Annotated in this window: 16 protein-coding genes and 1 other RNA gene; 11 read left to right on the top strand and 6 right to left on the bottom strand. The window is 55.1% G+C overall.

Going from position 1 to position 14,796, the window contains the following annotated elements:
• Positions 1-10 precede the first annotated feature (10 nt).
• From QOL67_RS04775 to QOL67_RS04750, 6 genes are all read right to left on the bottom strand, one after another.
• On the bottom strand, positions 11-481 hold the full coding sequence (locus QOL67_RS04775) for an SspB family protein (protein ID WP_283424830.1): 471 nt from the start codon (positions 479-481) through the stop codon (positions 11-13).
• A gap of 80 nt (positions 482-561) precedes the next feature.
• On the bottom strand, positions 562-1,809 hold the full coding sequence (chrA, locus tag QOL67_RS04770; protein ID WP_283424829.1) for a chromate efflux transporter: 1,248 nt from the start codon (positions 1,807-1,809) through the stop codon (positions 562-564).
• A gap of 59 nt (positions 1,810-1,868) precedes the next feature.
• Positions 1,869-2,300 (bottom strand): ester cyclase, encoded by a 432-nt coding sequence (locus QOL67_RS04765; RefSeq protein ID WP_283424828.1) that lies wholly within the window; start codon positions 2,298-2,300, stop codon positions 1,869-1,871.
• A gap of 228 nt (positions 2,301-2,528) precedes the next feature.
• Positions 2,529-2,881, bottom strand: a transfer-messenger RNA (tmRNA) gene (gene ssrA, locus QOL67_RS04760).
• A gap of 125 nt (positions 2,882-3,006) precedes the next feature.
• Positions 3,007-3,660: a TenA family protein gene (locus QOL67_RS04755; protein ID WP_283424827.1), complete on the bottom strand. Its 654-nt coding sequence runs from the start codon at positions 3,658-3,660 to the stop codon at positions 3,007-3,009.
• 86 nt (positions 3,661-3,746) lie between these two features.
• Positions 3,747-4,475, bottom strand: a complete 729-nt coding sequence (locus QOL67_RS04750; protein WP_283424826.1) for a FadR/GntR family transcriptional regulator — start codon at positions 4,473-4,475, stop codon at positions 3,747-3,749.
• Positions 4,476-4,556: 81 nt separating this feature from the next.
• Between QOL67_RS04750 and QOL67_RS04745 the strand changes: the two genes are divergently transcribed.
• The 11 genes from QOL67_RS04745 to QOL67_RS04695 all read left to right on the top strand — a co-directional run bounded on the left by QOL67_RS04745 (position 4,557) and on the right by QOL67_RS04695 (position 14,786).
• Entirely contained in the window at positions 4,557-5,327 is a 771-nt protein-coding gene (locus QOL67_RS04745) for a DUF2182 domain-containing protein (protein WP_283424825.1), read from the top strand.
• 24 nt (positions 5,328-5,351) lie between these two features.
• Positions 5,352-6,044, top strand: coding sequence for a DUF1326 domain-containing protein (locus QOL67_RS04740; protein WP_283424824.1), 693 nt, complete (start codon positions 5,352-5,354; stop codon positions 6,042-6,044).
• A 6-nt stretch (positions 6,045-6,050) separates the two neighbouring features.
• Positions 6,051-6,572, top strand: coding sequence for a DinB family protein (locus QOL67_RS04735; RefSeq protein WP_283424823.1), 522 nt, complete (start codon positions 6,051-6,053; stop codon positions 6,570-6,572).
• Positions 6,563-7,666: a dimethylsulfoniopropionate demethylase gene (locus tag QOL67_RS04730; protein WP_283424822.1), complete on the top strand. Its 1,104-nt coding sequence runs from the start codon at positions 6,563-6,565 to the stop codon at positions 7,664-7,666. Before QOL67_RS04735 ends, QOL67_RS04730 begins: the two co-directional genes overlap by 10 nt.
• A gap of 88 nt (positions 7,667-7,754) precedes the next feature.
• Positions 7,755-8,747 (top strand): acryloyl-CoA reductase, encoded by a 993-nt coding sequence (gene acuI / locus QOL67_RS04725; RefSeq protein WP_283424821.1) that lies wholly within the window; start codon positions 7,755-7,757, stop codon positions 8,745-8,747.
• Positions 8,748-8,823: 76 nt separating this feature from the next.
• On the top strand, positions 8,824-9,240 hold the full coding sequence (locus tag QOL67_RS04720; RefSeq protein WP_283424820.1) for an HIT family protein: 417 nt from the start codon (positions 8,824-8,826) through the stop codon (positions 9,238-9,240).
• An 83-nt stretch (positions 9,241-9,323) separates the two neighbouring features.
• The gene (locus QOL67_RS04715) at positions 9,324-10,544 is read left to right on the top strand and encodes an aminotransferase class V-fold PLP-dependent enzyme (protein ID WP_283424819.1); all 1,221 of its coding nucleotides are present in this window, start codon (positions 9,324-9,326) and stop codon (positions 10,542-10,544) included.
• Between the two features lie 376 nt (positions 10,545-10,920).
• On the top strand, positions 10,921-12,132 hold the full coding sequence (locus QOL67_RS04710; protein ID WP_283424818.1) for an SAM-dependent methyltransferase: 1,212 nt from the start codon (positions 10,921-10,923) through the stop codon (positions 12,130-12,132).
• Positions 12,129-12,563 carry a TrgA family protein gene (locus QOL67_RS04705; protein ID WP_283424817.1) on the top strand — a complete coding sequence of 145 codons (435 nt, stop codon included), beginning with the start codon at positions 12,129-12,131 and terminating at the stop codon, positions 12,561-12,563. The genes QOL67_RS04710 and QOL67_RS04705 overlap by 4 nt, the downstream gene beginning before the upstream one ends.
• Before the next feature lie 3 nt (positions 12,564-12,566).
• Positions 12,567-13,691 carry an NUDIX domain-containing protein gene (locus QOL67_RS04700; protein WP_283424816.1) on the top strand — a complete coding sequence of 375 codons (1,125 nt, stop codon included), beginning with the start codon at positions 12,567-12,569 and terminating at the stop codon, positions 13,689-13,691.
• Positions 13,692-13,748: 57 nt separating this feature from the next.
• Positions 13,749-14,786 carry a cysteine synthase A gene (locus QOL67_RS04695; RefSeq protein ID WP_283424815.1) on the top strand — a complete coding sequence of 346 codons (1,038 nt, stop codon included), beginning with the start codon at positions 13,749-13,751 and terminating at the stop codon, positions 14,784-14,786.
• Positions 14,787-14,796: the final 10 nt, after the last annotated feature.

Below are 14,796 nucleotides of genomic sequence, written 5' to 3'. Positions count from 1 at the left end.
TAGCGACCAGTTACTTACGAAAGCTGTCCAGAGACACCACTTCGGCATCTTTGCGCGGCTCTTCGACTATCTCTTCGAGATTAATTTCATCCGGCAATTCGTCGAGAACCTCGTCTTCTTCCTCTTCGTCCTGCGTTTCAAAACGAAGGCCAAATTCCACCGAAGGGTCCACGAAGGTTTTGATCGAATTGTAAGGGATATAAAGAGGTTCCGGGGCATCCCCAAAATTCAGAGTAACCGCAAAACCCTCATCCGTGACCGTCAGATTGTCGTACCAATGCTGCATGACAACGGTCATTTCACCGGGGTAACGATCCGCCAGCCATTCCGCGATTTCGACATCTGGGTGTTGTGTATCAAAAGTGATGAAGAAATGATGCTCACCCGGCAAGCCGTCCTTTTGAACATCGGTCAAAACCGTCTGAATCAGGCTGCGCATCGCGCGATGCATGAGATTTCCGTAGTCGATGGTCCCGGACATATAAGTGCTCCGATAGTCTGTTGTTTCAACAATAGACCATTGCGCGGGAAACGAAAGATGATCCAGCGCAAAAAGTTAGGCTAAAGCAGACCAATTGCCATCGAACCCATTGCAGACAGTGCTAACACGCCAAGTAGGGGTGCGCGAAACCTTAGCATCGCGAGGAGTGCCGCCGCCGTGAGAAGGCCTGCGATGGCGTCAAAGGTGTGGAGAATTGGGAGGCTGCCAAATGAACTTGCCGATGTTTCCGAAAACAACAAGTTGATGGTGAACCACAGGCTGAGGTTGGCAATCACGCCCAGGACAGCCGCAGAAATCAAATTGAGCGCGGCGTTAAGGCGTGGGTTTGCAAGGATTCGAGAGACATGAGGGGCGCCTGCGAAAATCCAAAGAAAACAGGGAATAAACGTGCACCATAAGGCAAGCAGCCCGGCAGTGATTGCAAGCGATGCACCGCCTTGAATGTGCCCCGCCAATGTGGCGACAAACTGCGTCACAAGAATCAGCGGGCCGGGCGTGGTTTCAGCAAGCCCCAAGGCGTCCATCATTTGATCGGTGGTGAGCCAGCCAAAGTCATGCACCACGGCCTGCACCATATAGGCAAGCACGGCATAAGCACCGCCAAAGGTGACGACAGCCAATTGCGAAAAGAACAGAGCAACGTCTTTGAGAAAGCCGCCTGCCAAAACTGCAAAAGACACAGGAACCAGCCAAAGAGTCCCCCAGATCAAAGTGGACTTGAACGTTTGCTTCCATGCGTTTGCACTCTGCACACGTTTGACGTCTGGCTTACTTTCATCCGGTGATGGCGAGCACACAAAACCAAATACGCCAGCGATAACGATCACTGCAGGGAACGGCATTAACCCAGTGTACAAAGCGATAAAACTCAGGAGGGAAACAAGAATATTTGACCTTGTTGTCAATACTTTGCGGGAAAGACCTAGCAACGCTTGTACGATTATTGCGACAACGGCCGCTTTTACACCCAGGAAGGCCGAGGCGACCAATGGGAGATCGCCAAAAGCGGCATAACCAGCGACGAGACAGAATATGAGTGCGGCACCGGGCAACACAAAGAGTGCCCCTGCGAGAACCCCGCCAAGTGTACCGCGCAGCTTCCAGCCACAAAACGTAGCAAGTTGCATCGCTTCGGGGCCGGGTAACAGCATACAAAAGGAGAGGGCGCCGAGAAATTCTTTCTCTTTCAGCCAACCCGTGCGGTTGACAAGCTCTTGGTGCATCAATCCAATTTGTGCAGCGGGTCCGCCAAAAGACATGAGACCAATACGCCCGAAGACGCGCAGCAATTCGGATAGGGTGGGCATCTGCGTCATAGCTCAATGGCTAGCGCACGACGCCCCGGATGCAAGGTGTTTTACGCGGTTTAGGCGACCTTTTGCCCAGTCAGACACATGGCCATGGTCTGCTCCGGCAAGAAGCCCATTTTTTCAAAAAATGCAACCAAATCAAAGTTGTTATAGGCTTCAACCATGATTGATCCTTCGAAACGGACAAAAAGCTGACCAAAACCTGTGATGCGTTCACCACTGACCGGATTAAGAATGCTCATGGTCCAGAGTGCAGCGGCCCAATCCCCGTCAACCATCACCTTCTCGACGCAGACAATTGGATCTTCGACCAAGGCCAAGTACATGCTTGCCATTTCACGGAAATCGTCCGGTCCAACATCAAAGCCAGGCAATACACCTTCAGCCTTACTGTCTTGACGGAACATCTCGTCAATCGCATCCATATCGGCTTCTACCCAAACACGCCGGAACCAATCTTCGATTACTTGTTGTTTATCTACAGACATTTTGAGTGCCTTCCAGTTGTATCCCCAAAGCAGACGCTACGGTCCAAAGAGTAAGTGAAAGGTTAAAAAAAAAGGTCAAATCGTGGCGAAATTGGGATTTTTAACAAATAAAGCAATTTTGGACCTGAAGTATTAATGCCGAGTCTCAAATTAACCACTTTTCGCAGAAAAATTAACACCTTCAGCGACATCTGCGCGACTCGGTTAATTTAGGAAATGGGAGTGGAAAGTGCAGGATTCTGTTGCCAGGTTCCTGCGGACCCCGCCTTAGGTCGCTAAACCCAAGGAGTTAGTTTCGGCGACATTTACAGCTTACGCTGCAACTGCCATTGCCGGAGCACGATTGTCATTTGCAATTGTACAGTTTTCGCCGATAACGGTGGCAGACAGCCGAAACAAAGCTAACTTCTTTAGACGTCCGTCGATCCTGTTTCGTCCCCATGATCCCCAAATGAAGGATGTTTGGTGGAGACGCCGGGTACCGCCCCCGGGTCCGATCCGTTTATTGCAAGCGCGTTTATGTCCATAGTCCCCGAAGGAACACACTATAGATAAGCTTGTTGCGGGGGAGGTGCAAGCGGCGTTAATCAAATTTTGGCGCGTCGGTAACACGTCTGTATCACGGCTGTTTTGCAGCGGTGCGGTGTGTGGCGGTCCGAAACAGATTATCAGACCGCGCGTTGCGCCGAAAAACCGTTAATCCTCGTTAGGCATGATCTGCGTATGAAGCGTCCCAGAAATCACGTTCCAACTTCACGGCTCGCAAGAAGAGAGCCTCAACCTCGCCTTGGGCATCTGCCCTTAAAGTTGGCCAAACAGCATCCAGCTGACCGCGCAGATACGCAACCACGCCTTCAAAGCCGTCCCCCGCGTGCAGGGTGATCCATTCGGCAAAATAGAACGGCAGGTCGTCTTTGGGTGGGTTCACGGGGGTGGCCCAGCTCAGATAGACCCATTCCGCGACAACCAGCACTGCCAGCATCAATTCATAGCGACCGGAGGCGGCGGCTTCAGCCATAAGGGCGTTGAACCCTTCGGTGGGCGGGGCAGGTGGCGCGTTTTGCTCTGCCGCACTCATGTCGAGCGCCTCAAAGGAGCGCAGGAAGTAGGTGTTTTCCGGGCCGGTGACCAAAGCGAGGAACTGTGCTGCTGGGACTGAGTCGGCCAATGTCGGCGCGTGCGCGATGGCGCTTGCGAGCAGACGCACGAAGTTGCCGACAAATTGGTAATCTTGCGCCAGATACCAACGCATTTTGCTTAACGGCAGGGTGCCCTCCGCCAGCTCGGTGCAAAACGGATGCGTGGTCGCAGCAATCCAGTCGTCACCCGCAAGGGTGCGCAGATGATCAGTGGGGCGCATGTGAGTCTCCTGTTGCACGGCTCTTAAGGCCGGTTTGCGCGGAGAAAACGCAGATTGCGCAGGAGGTGCAAGGCGATTGTTGGCTTTTATCGCCGTGCGCGGGCCTCCATGGCCTCTTCGCCCAATGTGAGCGTGTAGGCTGTTAGCTCCGCCAAGGCAGTGTCCGCATCGGCGCTGTTTTGCATTTCCAGCGCGTCAGCAATGCGGGTGTGCAGGCCGATGATCACGTCGCGGTTGCGCTGCGTGAAGGTGATCATGTTCATCAGGGGCTGCATGGCCTCCACGGCGCCTGCGAGCTGATAAGACAGCACCGGATTGCCTGCGCCATCAACCAATGCACGGTGGAAGGCCACGTCACTGTCACAGAAGCGCTCGTCCGAGAGACCTGGCTGGGCTTGGCGGTGAATTTCAGCCCGCATGGTGGCGAGATGATCTGGGGTCCGCCGGGCGGACGACAAGGGTGCACAGGCGCGTTCCAAAGCAAAGCGGGCTTCACAGGCAGTTTCAAAGTCCACCGCATTCATCGACAGCAAGAGCGTGCTGGTGGTGATATGTTGCGCGTAGGCCTCGTCATACGACAGGCGCCGCACAAAGGCGCCGCCAGTTGCGCCGCGTTGGGTGCGGATCAAGTTTTGTGCCGCCAAACGCTTGAGCGCCTCGCGTACTGTGGAACGCGACACCTCAAATTGATCTGCCAACTCCGATTCAGATGGCAGGCGTTCGTCGACGTTCATGTCACCGGAAATGATCGCATCGCGGATGGCTTTGGCGATTTGCGCCGAAAGGTCGGCTTTGTTTTTGGGGTCTATTTTCAATTGTCTGACATTTAGTGTTTGCTGCGCGTTTAATTGTCTGACATTTTAGACAGCAAGTTGTGAGTCGTGGCAAGAGGAGGAATGTCGACGATGATCGCCGATCGCATTCGTTCTATGTCGGGGTTCCATTGGCTGGCGCTGTTTTGTGGCATCTTGGCTGCATGGACCATTCTGTTTTTGATGGCCATTCCGGCGGAGATGCGGGAGCTGAATGCGATCTACGGCGCGGACTTTTGGGTTTCGCTGTGCACCATCACACCAGACGCGAGTGGCTTTGCGCGCGTGCTTTTGATGTGGGTTGTGATGAGCGCGGCAATGATGGCGCCCACGGCCTTGCCCGCCTTTGCCACCTATGATGATCTGGCGCGACAGGCGCCGGGCGCGAAGTTTTCCGCGCTGGTCAGCGGCTACCTCGCGGTGTGGATCGGGTTTTCCATACTGGCCGCAGCGCTTCAGATGGTGTTGTTTCAAGTGGGGCTACTGGGCGCCTTGGGTGACAGCCGCTCCGGCTTTTTCTCTGCGTTTCTTTTGGTGGTGGCGGGGCTGTATCAGTTCTCCCCGATGAAAGAGGCCTGCCTGTCCAAGTGCCGCATGCCGATGACGTTTTTTATGCAGCATTGGGACGAAGGGCCGTGGAGAAACGGGTTGCGTCTCGGGCTGACCTGTCTGGGCTGCTGCTGGGCGTTGATGCTTTTGGCTTTTGTGGGCGGCGTGATGAACATCGCCTTTATGGGGCTGGCCACGCTGATCATGATTTTTGAGAAACTGCCCGATATCGGGCGTTGGGTGACAAAACCGCTGGGGCTCGTGCTGTTGTGTAGTGCGGCCTTTATGGCGGCGTATGCCCTGTGACGAACACTTAAGGAGGAACACACCATGGCATCGGACAACATCGCGGCACCGGCCAAGATCGACAATCGCCACCCGGAGGCGGCAAAATCAGGGTTGGGCACCATTCCTTGGACCATCAAAGGCGAGTTGATCCTCAACTGTAACTGTACAGTGTTCTGCCCCTGTGTGGTCAGCCTCGGCCTGCATCCGCCAACCGAAGGCCACTGTCAGACATGGGGAGGCGTGCGCATTGATGAAGGTCAGTATGGCGACGTCGACCTGTCCGGTCTGAACATTGGCCTGCTGATCGAAATTCCGGGCATGATGAGCCGCGGCAACTGGAAAGTGGCGCTGTTCATTGATGATCGCGCCAGCCCTGAGGCCTATAATGCACTGATCGATATCTTCAGCGGCAAGGCAAAAGGCACCACAGGTCTGTTCAAGGTTTTGGTGGGCGAGATCATTGGCGTGGAGCGTCAGCCGGTGGGGTATGAAACCTCCGAGGACGGCAAAACCCGTCACATTACCGTGGGTCGCAAGATTGAAGGTGTGGTTTATCCAGTCGAGGGCAAGGACAAAGACGAAGAGATCGTGATCAAAAACACCAAATACTGGATGGGGCCGGACATCACAGTGGCGACGGCCTCCAAGGGTCGTGTGCGGGCCTTTGGCCGGGTGTGGGATTTTGACGGACGCTCCGCTGAAATTTGTCAGATCGACTGGCACGGGCCACGGTAAGCGGCCATGTCGATGATCACGCCCGAGTATTGTCAGATGATGGCGCGGTATAATGCCTGGCAGAACAGGCAGATGCATGGGGCGTGTGAAACCTTGACCGAGGCGGAGTTGCGGGCCGATCGTGGTGCGTTCTTTGGCTCGGTTATGGCGACGATCAACCACATCCTTTGGGGGGATTTCCTTTGGATGAGTCGTTTGGACGGCGGGGATGGGCCGTCCAAACCAGCGAAGGAGCACAGTGAACTGTGCGCAACCTTTGCGATTTGGTCGCAGGAGCGCCAGCGCATGGATCATCGGATTGTGCAGTGGGCAGAAAGCATTACAGTTGGGAGCTTAAGTGGATATCTGAGCTGGCATGCACAGATGCTGGACAAAGATATGCGGAAACCGATGGCGCAATGTGTCGTGGGTTTGTTCAATCACCAGACCCATCATCGCGGGCAGGTGCATGCCATGCTGACCGGGTTTGGACGTAAAACGGACAATACGGATTTGGTATTGATGCCGGAGGAGACATCATGGCTGTAATTTCTACCTCGCGGCGGGTTCGGCGAACTCCGTTTTCAGCCGGCGTCGAAGCCGCAGGCGTAAAAGGTTACACGGTTTATAACCGAATGCTTTTGCCAACAGTGTTTCGGTCCGTCGAAGAGGACTACCATCACCTAAAAAGGGCAGTGCAGATCTGGGATGTGTCCGTGGAGCGTCAGGTTGAGGTGCGCGGGCCGGATGCCAGCAAGCTGATGCAGATGCTCACGCCTCGAGACCTGCGCGGTATGTTACCAGGACAGTGTTACTACGTGCCCATTGTCGATGAAACGGGCGGTATGTTGAACGATCCGGTTGCGGTGAAATTGGCCGAAGACCGGTGGTGGATTTCGATCGCTGACAGTGATTTGCTGTTGTGGGTCAAGGGCATTGCCTACGGCTATCGACTGGATGTGTTGGTGGATGAACCTGATGTGAGCCCTTTGGCGGTGCAGGGCCCGAAATCTGATGAGTTGATGGTACGCGTGTTTGGCGAGCAAGTACGCGATATCCGGTTTTTCCGATTTGGTTGGTTTGAATTTCAGGGACGTAGTCTTGTTGTGGCGCGGTCTGGATACTCCAAGCAAGGCGGGTTCGAAATCTATGTGGAGGGCGGCGACCTCGGCATGCCGCTTTGGAACGTGCTGATGGAGGCAGGCAAAGATTTGGATGTTCACGCAGGCTGTCCAAACCTGATCGAGCGCATCGAGGGAGGGTTGTTGAGCTATGGCAATGACATGACTGACGACAACACGCCTCACGAGTGCGGACTGGGCCGGTTTTGCAATACGAACACGGCCATAGGCTGCGTTGGTCGGGATGCACTTTTGCGCGTCGCTCAAGAAGGACCTGTACGGCAGATTCGCCCTGTAGAAATTCACGGCGGCACAGTGCCGCCCTGCGACCAGCTGTGGCCGATTATGGATGGCGAAGACCATGTGGGCAACATCAGTAGCGCAGCCTGGTCACCGGATTTCAACACCAATGTGGCGATAGGCATGGTGCGGATGACACATTGGAAATCGGGGTCAGAGCTGGATGTGGTGACGCCTGAAGGCGTGCGGCCTGCCACGGTCTATGAAGCCTTTTGGCAATAGCGAATGCGGTTGAGGGCGGTAGCCTTCGGCGAGGATATTTTGGGAATGCGAATGCTGGGCGGCAGCCTGGCGCGAGAGGAGAGATGAGATGTTCAAAGCACTGGTGATGGACCAAAACAACGACGGTCTGGCAAGCGCGTCAATTAAAGATTTGACGCTGGACGATCTGCCCAACGCTGAGGTCACTGTGGCGGTGGAATACTCTACGGTGAACTACAAAGACGGATTGTGCCTGTCCGCCAAAGGCGGCGGGCTTGTGCGCAAATACCCACATATCCCGGGCATCGATTTTGCCGGCACGGTCGAGGCGTCTGACGATGACCGGTACAAGCCGGGCGACAAGGTTGTGCTGACTGGCTGGCGTGTGGGGGAAGCACATTGGGGCGGATATGGCCAGAAGGCACGGGTAAAGGCCGATTGGCTGGTGCCATTGCCTGAGGGCCTGACACCGCAGCAGGCAATGGCTGTTGGCACTGCTGGATTTACGTCGATGCTGTCAGTGATGGCGTTGGAAGATCATGGATTGAAGCCCGGCAACGGGCCTGTGCTGGTGACCGGTGCTGCTGGTGGTGTGGGTTCGGTGGCGGTCGCAATCCTGGCAAACCTTGGCTACGAAGTGGCCGGTGTAACCGGACGGCCGGAGAGCGGGGACTACCTGAAATCGCTCGGCGCGACGCAGATTGTGGCGCGTGAAGAGCTCAACGAGACGGTCAAACGCCCGCTGGAAAGCGAAAACTGGGCAGGGTGCGTTGATGCGGTTGGCGGCGCGATGCTGGCGCGTGTTCTGGGGCAGATGAAATATGGTGGTTCCGTTGCTGCGGTAGGTCTGGCTGGAGGTGCTGCGTTGCCAGCCACCGTGATCCCGTTCCTGCTGCGTGGTGTGAACCTCTTGGGCATCGATTCCGTGATGCAACCCTATGACAACCGTCTGCGCGCATGGCAGCGGATTGCCAAAGACCTGCCGATGGACAAGCTGGAAGCTATGGTGAAACCAGCCACGCTTTCTGATCTGCCGCAATTGGGAGCAGACATCCTACAAGGCCAAGTCCAGGGGCGCGTTGTGGTTGACGTGAACGCTTAAGAGAGCGAAAACACGGTGAAACAGGCGGGTGAGGCAACTTGCCCGCCTGTTGCATGTCTAAAGGAGCTAATCCGCCGTGGCGTATGACACCGACAATATTTTCGCAAAAATCCTGCGGGGCGAGATCCCGAGCGAGAAGCTCTATGAGGATGAAGACACCTACGTATTTATGGACATCATGCCTCGCGCGGATGGCCATTGTCTGATCATTCCCAAGACGCAATGCCGTAATATGCTGGACGCGACGCCGGAACAGCTGACCGCGTGTCTGAAGACGGTTCAGAAAATGGGACATGCGGTTATGCAGGCATTTGGCGCTGACGGCGTGACAGTACAGCAGTTCAACGAAGCAGCTGGCGGACAGGAAGTTTTTCACCTGCATTACCACGTGTTGCCGCGCCATGATGGCGTGAAGTTGCGCCCGCCGGGCACCATGGCGGACTTTGCTGTGCTCAAGGAACTGGCAGATAAAATCCGCGCTGTGATGGTGTAAACGTCGCGTTTTGGTGTTGTTTCCCGACTTGACCCTGCCCGAAAACGGCGGTTTTGTGCGAGGCAACTAAGGGGAGGTATCCAATGCTTGATGTAGATTTTGTCCGCAGCCAATTTCCAGCGTTCTCAGAACAATCGCTTGAGGGACAAGCGTTCTTTGAAAATGCAGGCGGCAGCTATACCTCCGCGCAGGTGATTGACCGGCTGACCCGATTTTATCGCGAACGCAAAGTGCAACCGTATGCGCCGTATCGGGCCTCGGAGCTGGCTGGGGCGGAGATGGATGAGGCGCGAGCCCGGTTGGCAGGCTTGTTGGGCGTGGGCAGCGATGAGGTGTCTTTCGGCCCCTCAACCACGCAAAACACCTATGTATTGGCGCAAGCGTTTCGTCAGTGGATGGATCCAGGTGATGCCATTATTGTGACCAATCAGGATCACGAGGCCAATTCAGGCCCGTGGCGCCGATTGGCCGACGAAGGCATCGAAGTGCGCGAGTGGACAATTGATCCCGACACTGGACACCTGGACCCCGAGAAGCTTATGGAGCTGCTCGACGATCGCGTGCGGTTGGTATGTTTTCCCCATTGTTCCAACGTGGTGGGTGAAATCAATCCGGTGGCCAAAATCACTGCGCTGGCACATGCCGCAGGAGCCTTTGTCTGTGTGGATGGCGTGAGCTATGCGCCACATGGGTTGCCGGATGTTGGTGGGATGGGAGCGGACATTTACATGTTCTCCGCCTATAAAACATACGGTCCACACCAAGGCATCATGGTTGTCCGACGCAATATTGGGGAAATGCTGCCCAACCAAGGGCATTATTTCAACGGTGACAGTCTGTATAAACGGTTCACGCCAGCCGGACCGGACCACGCACAAGTTGCGGCCAGTGCCGGCATGGTGGACTATATCGAGGCTCTGGCGGCGCATCATGGACTCCTTGGGGAGACACCCGTGGCGACGGGCGCGGCAGTGCATGATTTGATGCGCGACCACGAAGAAAAGCTGCTTCAGCCCTTGTTGGATTATGCGACGTCAAAGAACTCCGTGCGGCTGATTGGACCTACAGAGGCGGCAAAACGAGCGCCAACAGTAGCGTTGGTGACCAACACGCCTGGGGAAACACTGGCTGCGCAATTGGCCCCCCACGGGGTGATGGCCGGTGGGGGTGACTTTTATGCGCTACGGGCGCTGGAGGGCATGAATGTAGACGCCACTCACGGTGTTTTGAGGGTCAGCTTTGTGCATTACACCACCGAGTCTGAAGTGCAAAAATTGATTTCGGCGCTCGACTCGGTTTTGTAATCCAAGAGATCAGCACCTCTGTAAGTGTTTGAAAGGACACTATGGGCGGACGGAGGCCAAAGACATTACAGAGTCAGCACAGTTCATATTGAGACCACACTTAGACGCTTCGCCGGTTAATTCTTCAAGATAGACGTCGGCGACAAAGAGTGACGTCGACTTGCCGCGGTGCGCGCGCATCCCCATATGTGAAACCCTCAGAGCAGCGACAATTCGTGTTGATCGCTGCTACTGGGAGCCTTGTCGCAGGATCGTGAGGTGCAGGGGATGCACCCGATTCTGTGACAAGGTGCCTCTTTGGACCACAATTATTACTTGCCGTAAGACACTGGTCCCGCCTAGCATTTGGATCACACAAGGAAGAGGGGGGACCTGGATGTACCTGACGTCGACCAAAGGTGAAGCAAACCTGCCGCGCTATTTTTCTGCGGTGTTTGACACGGCGCAAAAGATCAACAACGGACAGATTGATTTTGTCCTGCAAGACGGGCGCAGGTTTCGGGCACAAGGCGCAGAGGCAGGGCCGGTCTGTGAGATGCACGTGCACAAAGGAAACACCTTCGCGCGATTGATGCGTGAAGGGGAATTGGGGTTTTGTGAAGCCTACCTCGAAGGGTGGTGGAGCAGTCCAGACTTACAGGCGTTTTGTGATTTCCTGCGCCACGACAATGACGCGCTGTATGACGGGTTTCCGGGCATGTATTTTATCCGCGCGTTTGAACGGCTGCGCCATTGGATGAACACCAATACCAAAACCCAGGCTAAGAAAAACATCAGTTACCATTATGACTTAGGCAATGCGTTTTACAGACTGTGGCTGGATGACACGATGACTTATTCGTCCGCCATTTTTGAAACCGGCCAAGAGAGCATGGAAGACGCTCAAATCGCCAAATACGCCAGTATGGTTGATCAGATGGGCGTGAAATCTGGCGACCATGTGTTGGAGATTGGCTGTGGGTGGGGGGGCTTTGCAGAATATGCTGCCAAAGAGCGTGGTCTAAAGGTTACCGGCCTCACCATCTCAGAAGAACAGTTGAAGTTTGCCAAGGAACGCATTGAGAATGCAGGGCTTTCTCACATGGTGAACTTCAAGTTGCAAGACTATCGCGAAGAAACTGCGATTTATGACGGGATCGCCAGTATCGAGATGTTTGAGGCGGTAGGCGAGAAATATTGGCCCGTGTATTTTGAAGCGGTTCGGGATCGCTTGAAACCTGGTGGCAAGGCCACATTGCAGATTATCACTCTGACGGATGCCCGGTTTGAACAATATCGTAAGGGCGTTGATTTCATACAAAAATACATCTTCCCCGGTGGGATGTTGCCCAGCCCAACCGCCCTGCGCGAAGAGGTCAATAAGGTTGGGTTGACGGTGGCTGGGTCAATTGAATTTGGCGACAGCTACAGCCAGACGTTGCGCCGATGGCACGAAACATTCAACGCCCACTGGGATCGTATCCAGGGCATGGGTTTTGATGAACGGTTTCGCCGTATGTGGAATTTTTATCTGACCTCTTGTGCTGCGGCGTTTCGCAGTGGAAGCTGCGACGTGACTCAAATCACGATCGAAAAGCCCGGTATATGATTTCATCCAATAAGTTAGTTGCCGCCATCTGCCTTGCCATCTCAGGCGGTTTGGTGGCGGAATTTGTGAAACCGCAAATGCCAGAGGGATCCAATCCTGGCCAGATGACAATGATCAGTGCCGGGATCGGGCTGGTTGTTGGCTGGCGCGTGATGGGACGTCGCGCGGGGCGCAGTGGTGCGGTCGAACTGGGGCTTGTTGGTGTGGTCTCGATGGTGTTTTGGGGATTGTTGATGTTTGGCCTCATAGAGATGTTGCGCCTGGCGATGCGGCGACGCTTGGACGAGCCGGTGGAAGCTTTGGAGCGTGCAATCACTGTTTCAATGGAATATGGGCTGTATCTGCTGCACCCTACCGTCCTGGTGACACTTGCGGTGAGCGCCGTGGTGAGCGGCCATTTTACAAATTTTGCAGCGAGACGCTGGGGCTAAATCATGAAAAATGTATTTGTGTATGGCACGTTGCGGCACGTGCCGCTGCTAGAAGCTGTGCTTGGGAAAGCAGCCAGTGAGCTGAACTTGAGACCAGCGGAATTGCCTGACCACGCGGTGTTTGCGGTGCAGGGGCAGGACTTTCCAATCCTAAAGCCGTCTGACAACCAAGCATACGGCTTGTTCATTGGTGGGTTAAGTGAGGATGGCGTTGAGCGCCTTCGGTATTATGAAGGCAGCTACGACTATGATTTGACAGACGTTTCTGTGGAAGTTGATGGTCAGTCACACCCGGCGCAGGTTTTCAAAAGTGACAACTCTGGCTGGGTTCCTGATGGTGCATGGTCACTTGACAGCTGGGCGCAGCGGTTTGGCGAGGTCACTGTCCTCAGAGCTGTGGAAGAAATGACATATTTTGGTCACCGGAGTCGGGCTGTGGTGGACCGCATGTTGCCCATGATTAAGGCACGCGCCACCGCCAAAATGCAGGCACAGCGGCGCAATGATGCGGTGAGTCCAAGTGGAATGACACGTGCAGATGTGAGTGATGTCACTTTGACGCGACCATATGCCGATTTTTTCACTATGGAAGAATATGATCTGACGTTTCGCCGCTATGACGGCGCGCGAAGCGATATGGTCAAACGTGCGGTGTTTGTGGCCACAGATGCCGTGATTGTGCTGCCGTATGATCCGGTGCGGGATCGCGTTTTATTGATCGAACAATTCCGACCCGGACCTTTGGCGCGTGGTGATGAATTGCCTTGGCAACTGGAGCCAATCGCTGGACGCTTAGATGCTGACGAGTCGCCGGAAACCTGTGCTCGTCGCGAGGCTCAGGAGGAGGCAGGGCTTGATTTGGCAACTCTTCATGAGGTGGCAAATTGCTACGCATCGCCGGGATGCAGTACGGAATTTTACAACATTTACCTAGGCTTGGCTGACCTTCCTGATGAGGTGGTTGGCGTGTCTGGATTGGCGCATGAGGCGGAAGACATTTGTTCTTATGTCTACAGCTATGATCAGCTGATGCAGATGGTCGACAACAAGCAAGTGGTGAATGCGCCGCTAGTTTTGGCGGCACTTTGGTTGGCACGACATCGCGACCGCCTGCGCGGGACCGCTTGAGTTTGCTTGACGGCTTGCCTACACAGGATTTCAGACATCTATAAAGGACCGCGCAACATGCATATCGCCCGTGATCTGGCCCAAGCGATTGGCAACACCCCTTTGATCCGCCTGAACAAAGTCAGCGATGAAACGGGGTGTGAGATTTTTGGCAAGGCGGAGTTTATGAACCCCGGACAATCCGTCAAAGATCGGGCCGCGTTGTATATCATCAAAGATGCCATTGCGCGGGGTGAGTTGAAACCTGGTGGCACCATCGTTGAAGGCACCGCAGGCAACACCGGTATTGGTCTGGCGCTTGTGGGTGCCTCCATGGGTTTCAAAACTGTGATTGTGATCCCTGAGACGCAGTCTCAGGAAAAGAAAGACATGCTGCGGCTTGCCGGCGCCGAGTTGGTTCAGGTGCCAGCCGCGCCGTACAAAAACCCAAACAACTATGTGCGCTACTCAGGCCGTCTCGCCGCCGAGCTGGCGAAGACAGAGCCAAACGGTGCGATCTGGGCCAACCAGTTTGACAACGTAGCCAACCGACAGAGCCACGTGGAAACCACAGGTCCTGAAATCTGGGAACAGACCGGTGGCAAAGTGGACGCCTTCACCTGTGCCGTTGGATCGGGCGGTACTTTGGCGGGCGTTGCCGAAGCTTTGCAGCCAAAAGGCGTGAAAATTGGCCTCGCGGATCCGATGGGCGCTGCGCTGCATAGCTTTTACACCAGCGGCGAATTGAAATCCGAGGGTGGCTCCATCACCGAAGGCATCGGGCAGGGGCGTATCACCGCAAACCTCGAAGGCTTCACCCCGGACATGAGCTACCAAATTTCAGACGAAGAGGCGCTGCCGTATGTGTTTGACCTGCTGGAGAACGAAGGCCTTTGCCTTGGTGGGTCGTCCGGCGTAAACGTGGCCGGTGCGGTGCGCATGGCAAAAGAAATGGGGCCTGGAAATACAATTGTCACGATCCTTTGTGACTACGGCACGCGCTATCAATCCAAGCTGTTCAACCCGGAATTCCTAAAGGAAAAAGGCCTGCCAACCCCTGCGTGGCTGGGCAACAAGGGCCCAAGCAGCATTCCAGGTGTCTTCGAAGACGTATAAGGCAGTCCCA

Origin of the sequence: Shimia sagamensis, from assembly GCF_900182745.1 — a bacterium.
GTDB classification, from domain to species: Bacteria; Pseudomonadota; Alphaproteobacteria; order Rhodobacterales; family Rhodobacteraceae; genus Shimia; species Shimia sagamensis.
This window is presented reverse-complemented; position numbering and strand designations above follow the sequence as displayed.

What these genes read in the sequence shown, in the direction of transcription:
- QOL67_RS04755 (WP_283424827.1), bottom strand. Translation starts at nt 3,660, where the DNA reads ATGCGCCCCACTGATCATCTGCGCACCCTTGCGGGTGACGACTGGATT.
- chrA (WP_283424829.1), bottom strand. Translation starts at nt 1,809, where the DNA reads ATGCCCACCCTATCCGAATTGCTGCGCGTCTTCGGGCGTATTGGTCTC.
- acuI (WP_283424821.1), top strand. Translation starts at nt 7,755, where the DNA reads ATGTTCAAAGCACTGGTGATGGACCAAAACAACGACGGTCTGGCAAGC.
- QOL67_RS04705 (WP_283424817.1), top strand. Translation starts at nt 12,129, where the DNA reads ATGATTTCATCCAATAAGTTAGTTGCCGCCATCTGCCTTGCCATCTCA.
- QOL67_RS04700 (WP_283424816.1), top strand. Translation starts at nt 12,567, where the DNA reads ATGAAAAATGTATTTGTGTATGGCACGTTGCGGCACGTGCCGCTGCTA.
- QOL67_RS04710 (WP_283424818.1), top strand. Translation starts at nt 10,921, where the DNA reads ATGTACCTGACGTCGACCAAAGGTGAAGCAAACCTGCCGCGCTATTTT.
- QOL67_RS04730 (WP_283424822.1), top strand. Translation starts at nt 6,563, where the DNA reads ATGGCTGTAATTTCTACCTCGCGGCGGGTTCGGCGAACTCCGTTTTCA.
- QOL67_RS04740 (WP_283424824.1), top strand. Translation starts at nt 5,352, where the DNA reads ATGGCATCGGACAACATCGCGGCACCGGCCAAGATCGACAATCGCCAC.
- QOL67_RS04775 (WP_283424830.1), bottom strand. Translation starts at nt 481, where the DNA reads ATGTCCGGGACCATCGACTACGGAAATCTCATGCATCGCGCGATGCGC.
- QOL67_RS04735 (WP_283424823.1), top strand. Translation starts at nt 6,051, where the DNA reads ATGTCGATGATCACGCCCGAGTATTGTCAGATGATGGCGCGGTATAAT.
- QOL67_RS04745 (WP_283424825.1), top strand. Translation starts at nt 4,557, where the DNA reads ATGTCGACGATGATCGCCGATCGCATTCGTTCTATGTCGGGGTTCCAT.
- QOL67_RS04715 (WP_283424819.1), top strand. Translation starts at nt 9,324, where the DNA reads ATGCTTGATGTAGATTTTGTCCGCAGCCAATTTCCAGCGTTCTCAGAA.
- QOL67_RS04765 (WP_283424828.1), bottom strand. Translation starts at nt 2,300, where the DNA reads ATGTCTGTAGATAAACAACAAGTAATCGAAGATTGGTTCCGGCGTGTT.
- QOL67_RS04695 (WP_283424815.1), top strand. Translation starts at nt 13,749, where the DNA reads ATGCATATCGCCCGTGATCTGGCCCAAGCGATTGGCAACACCCCTTTG.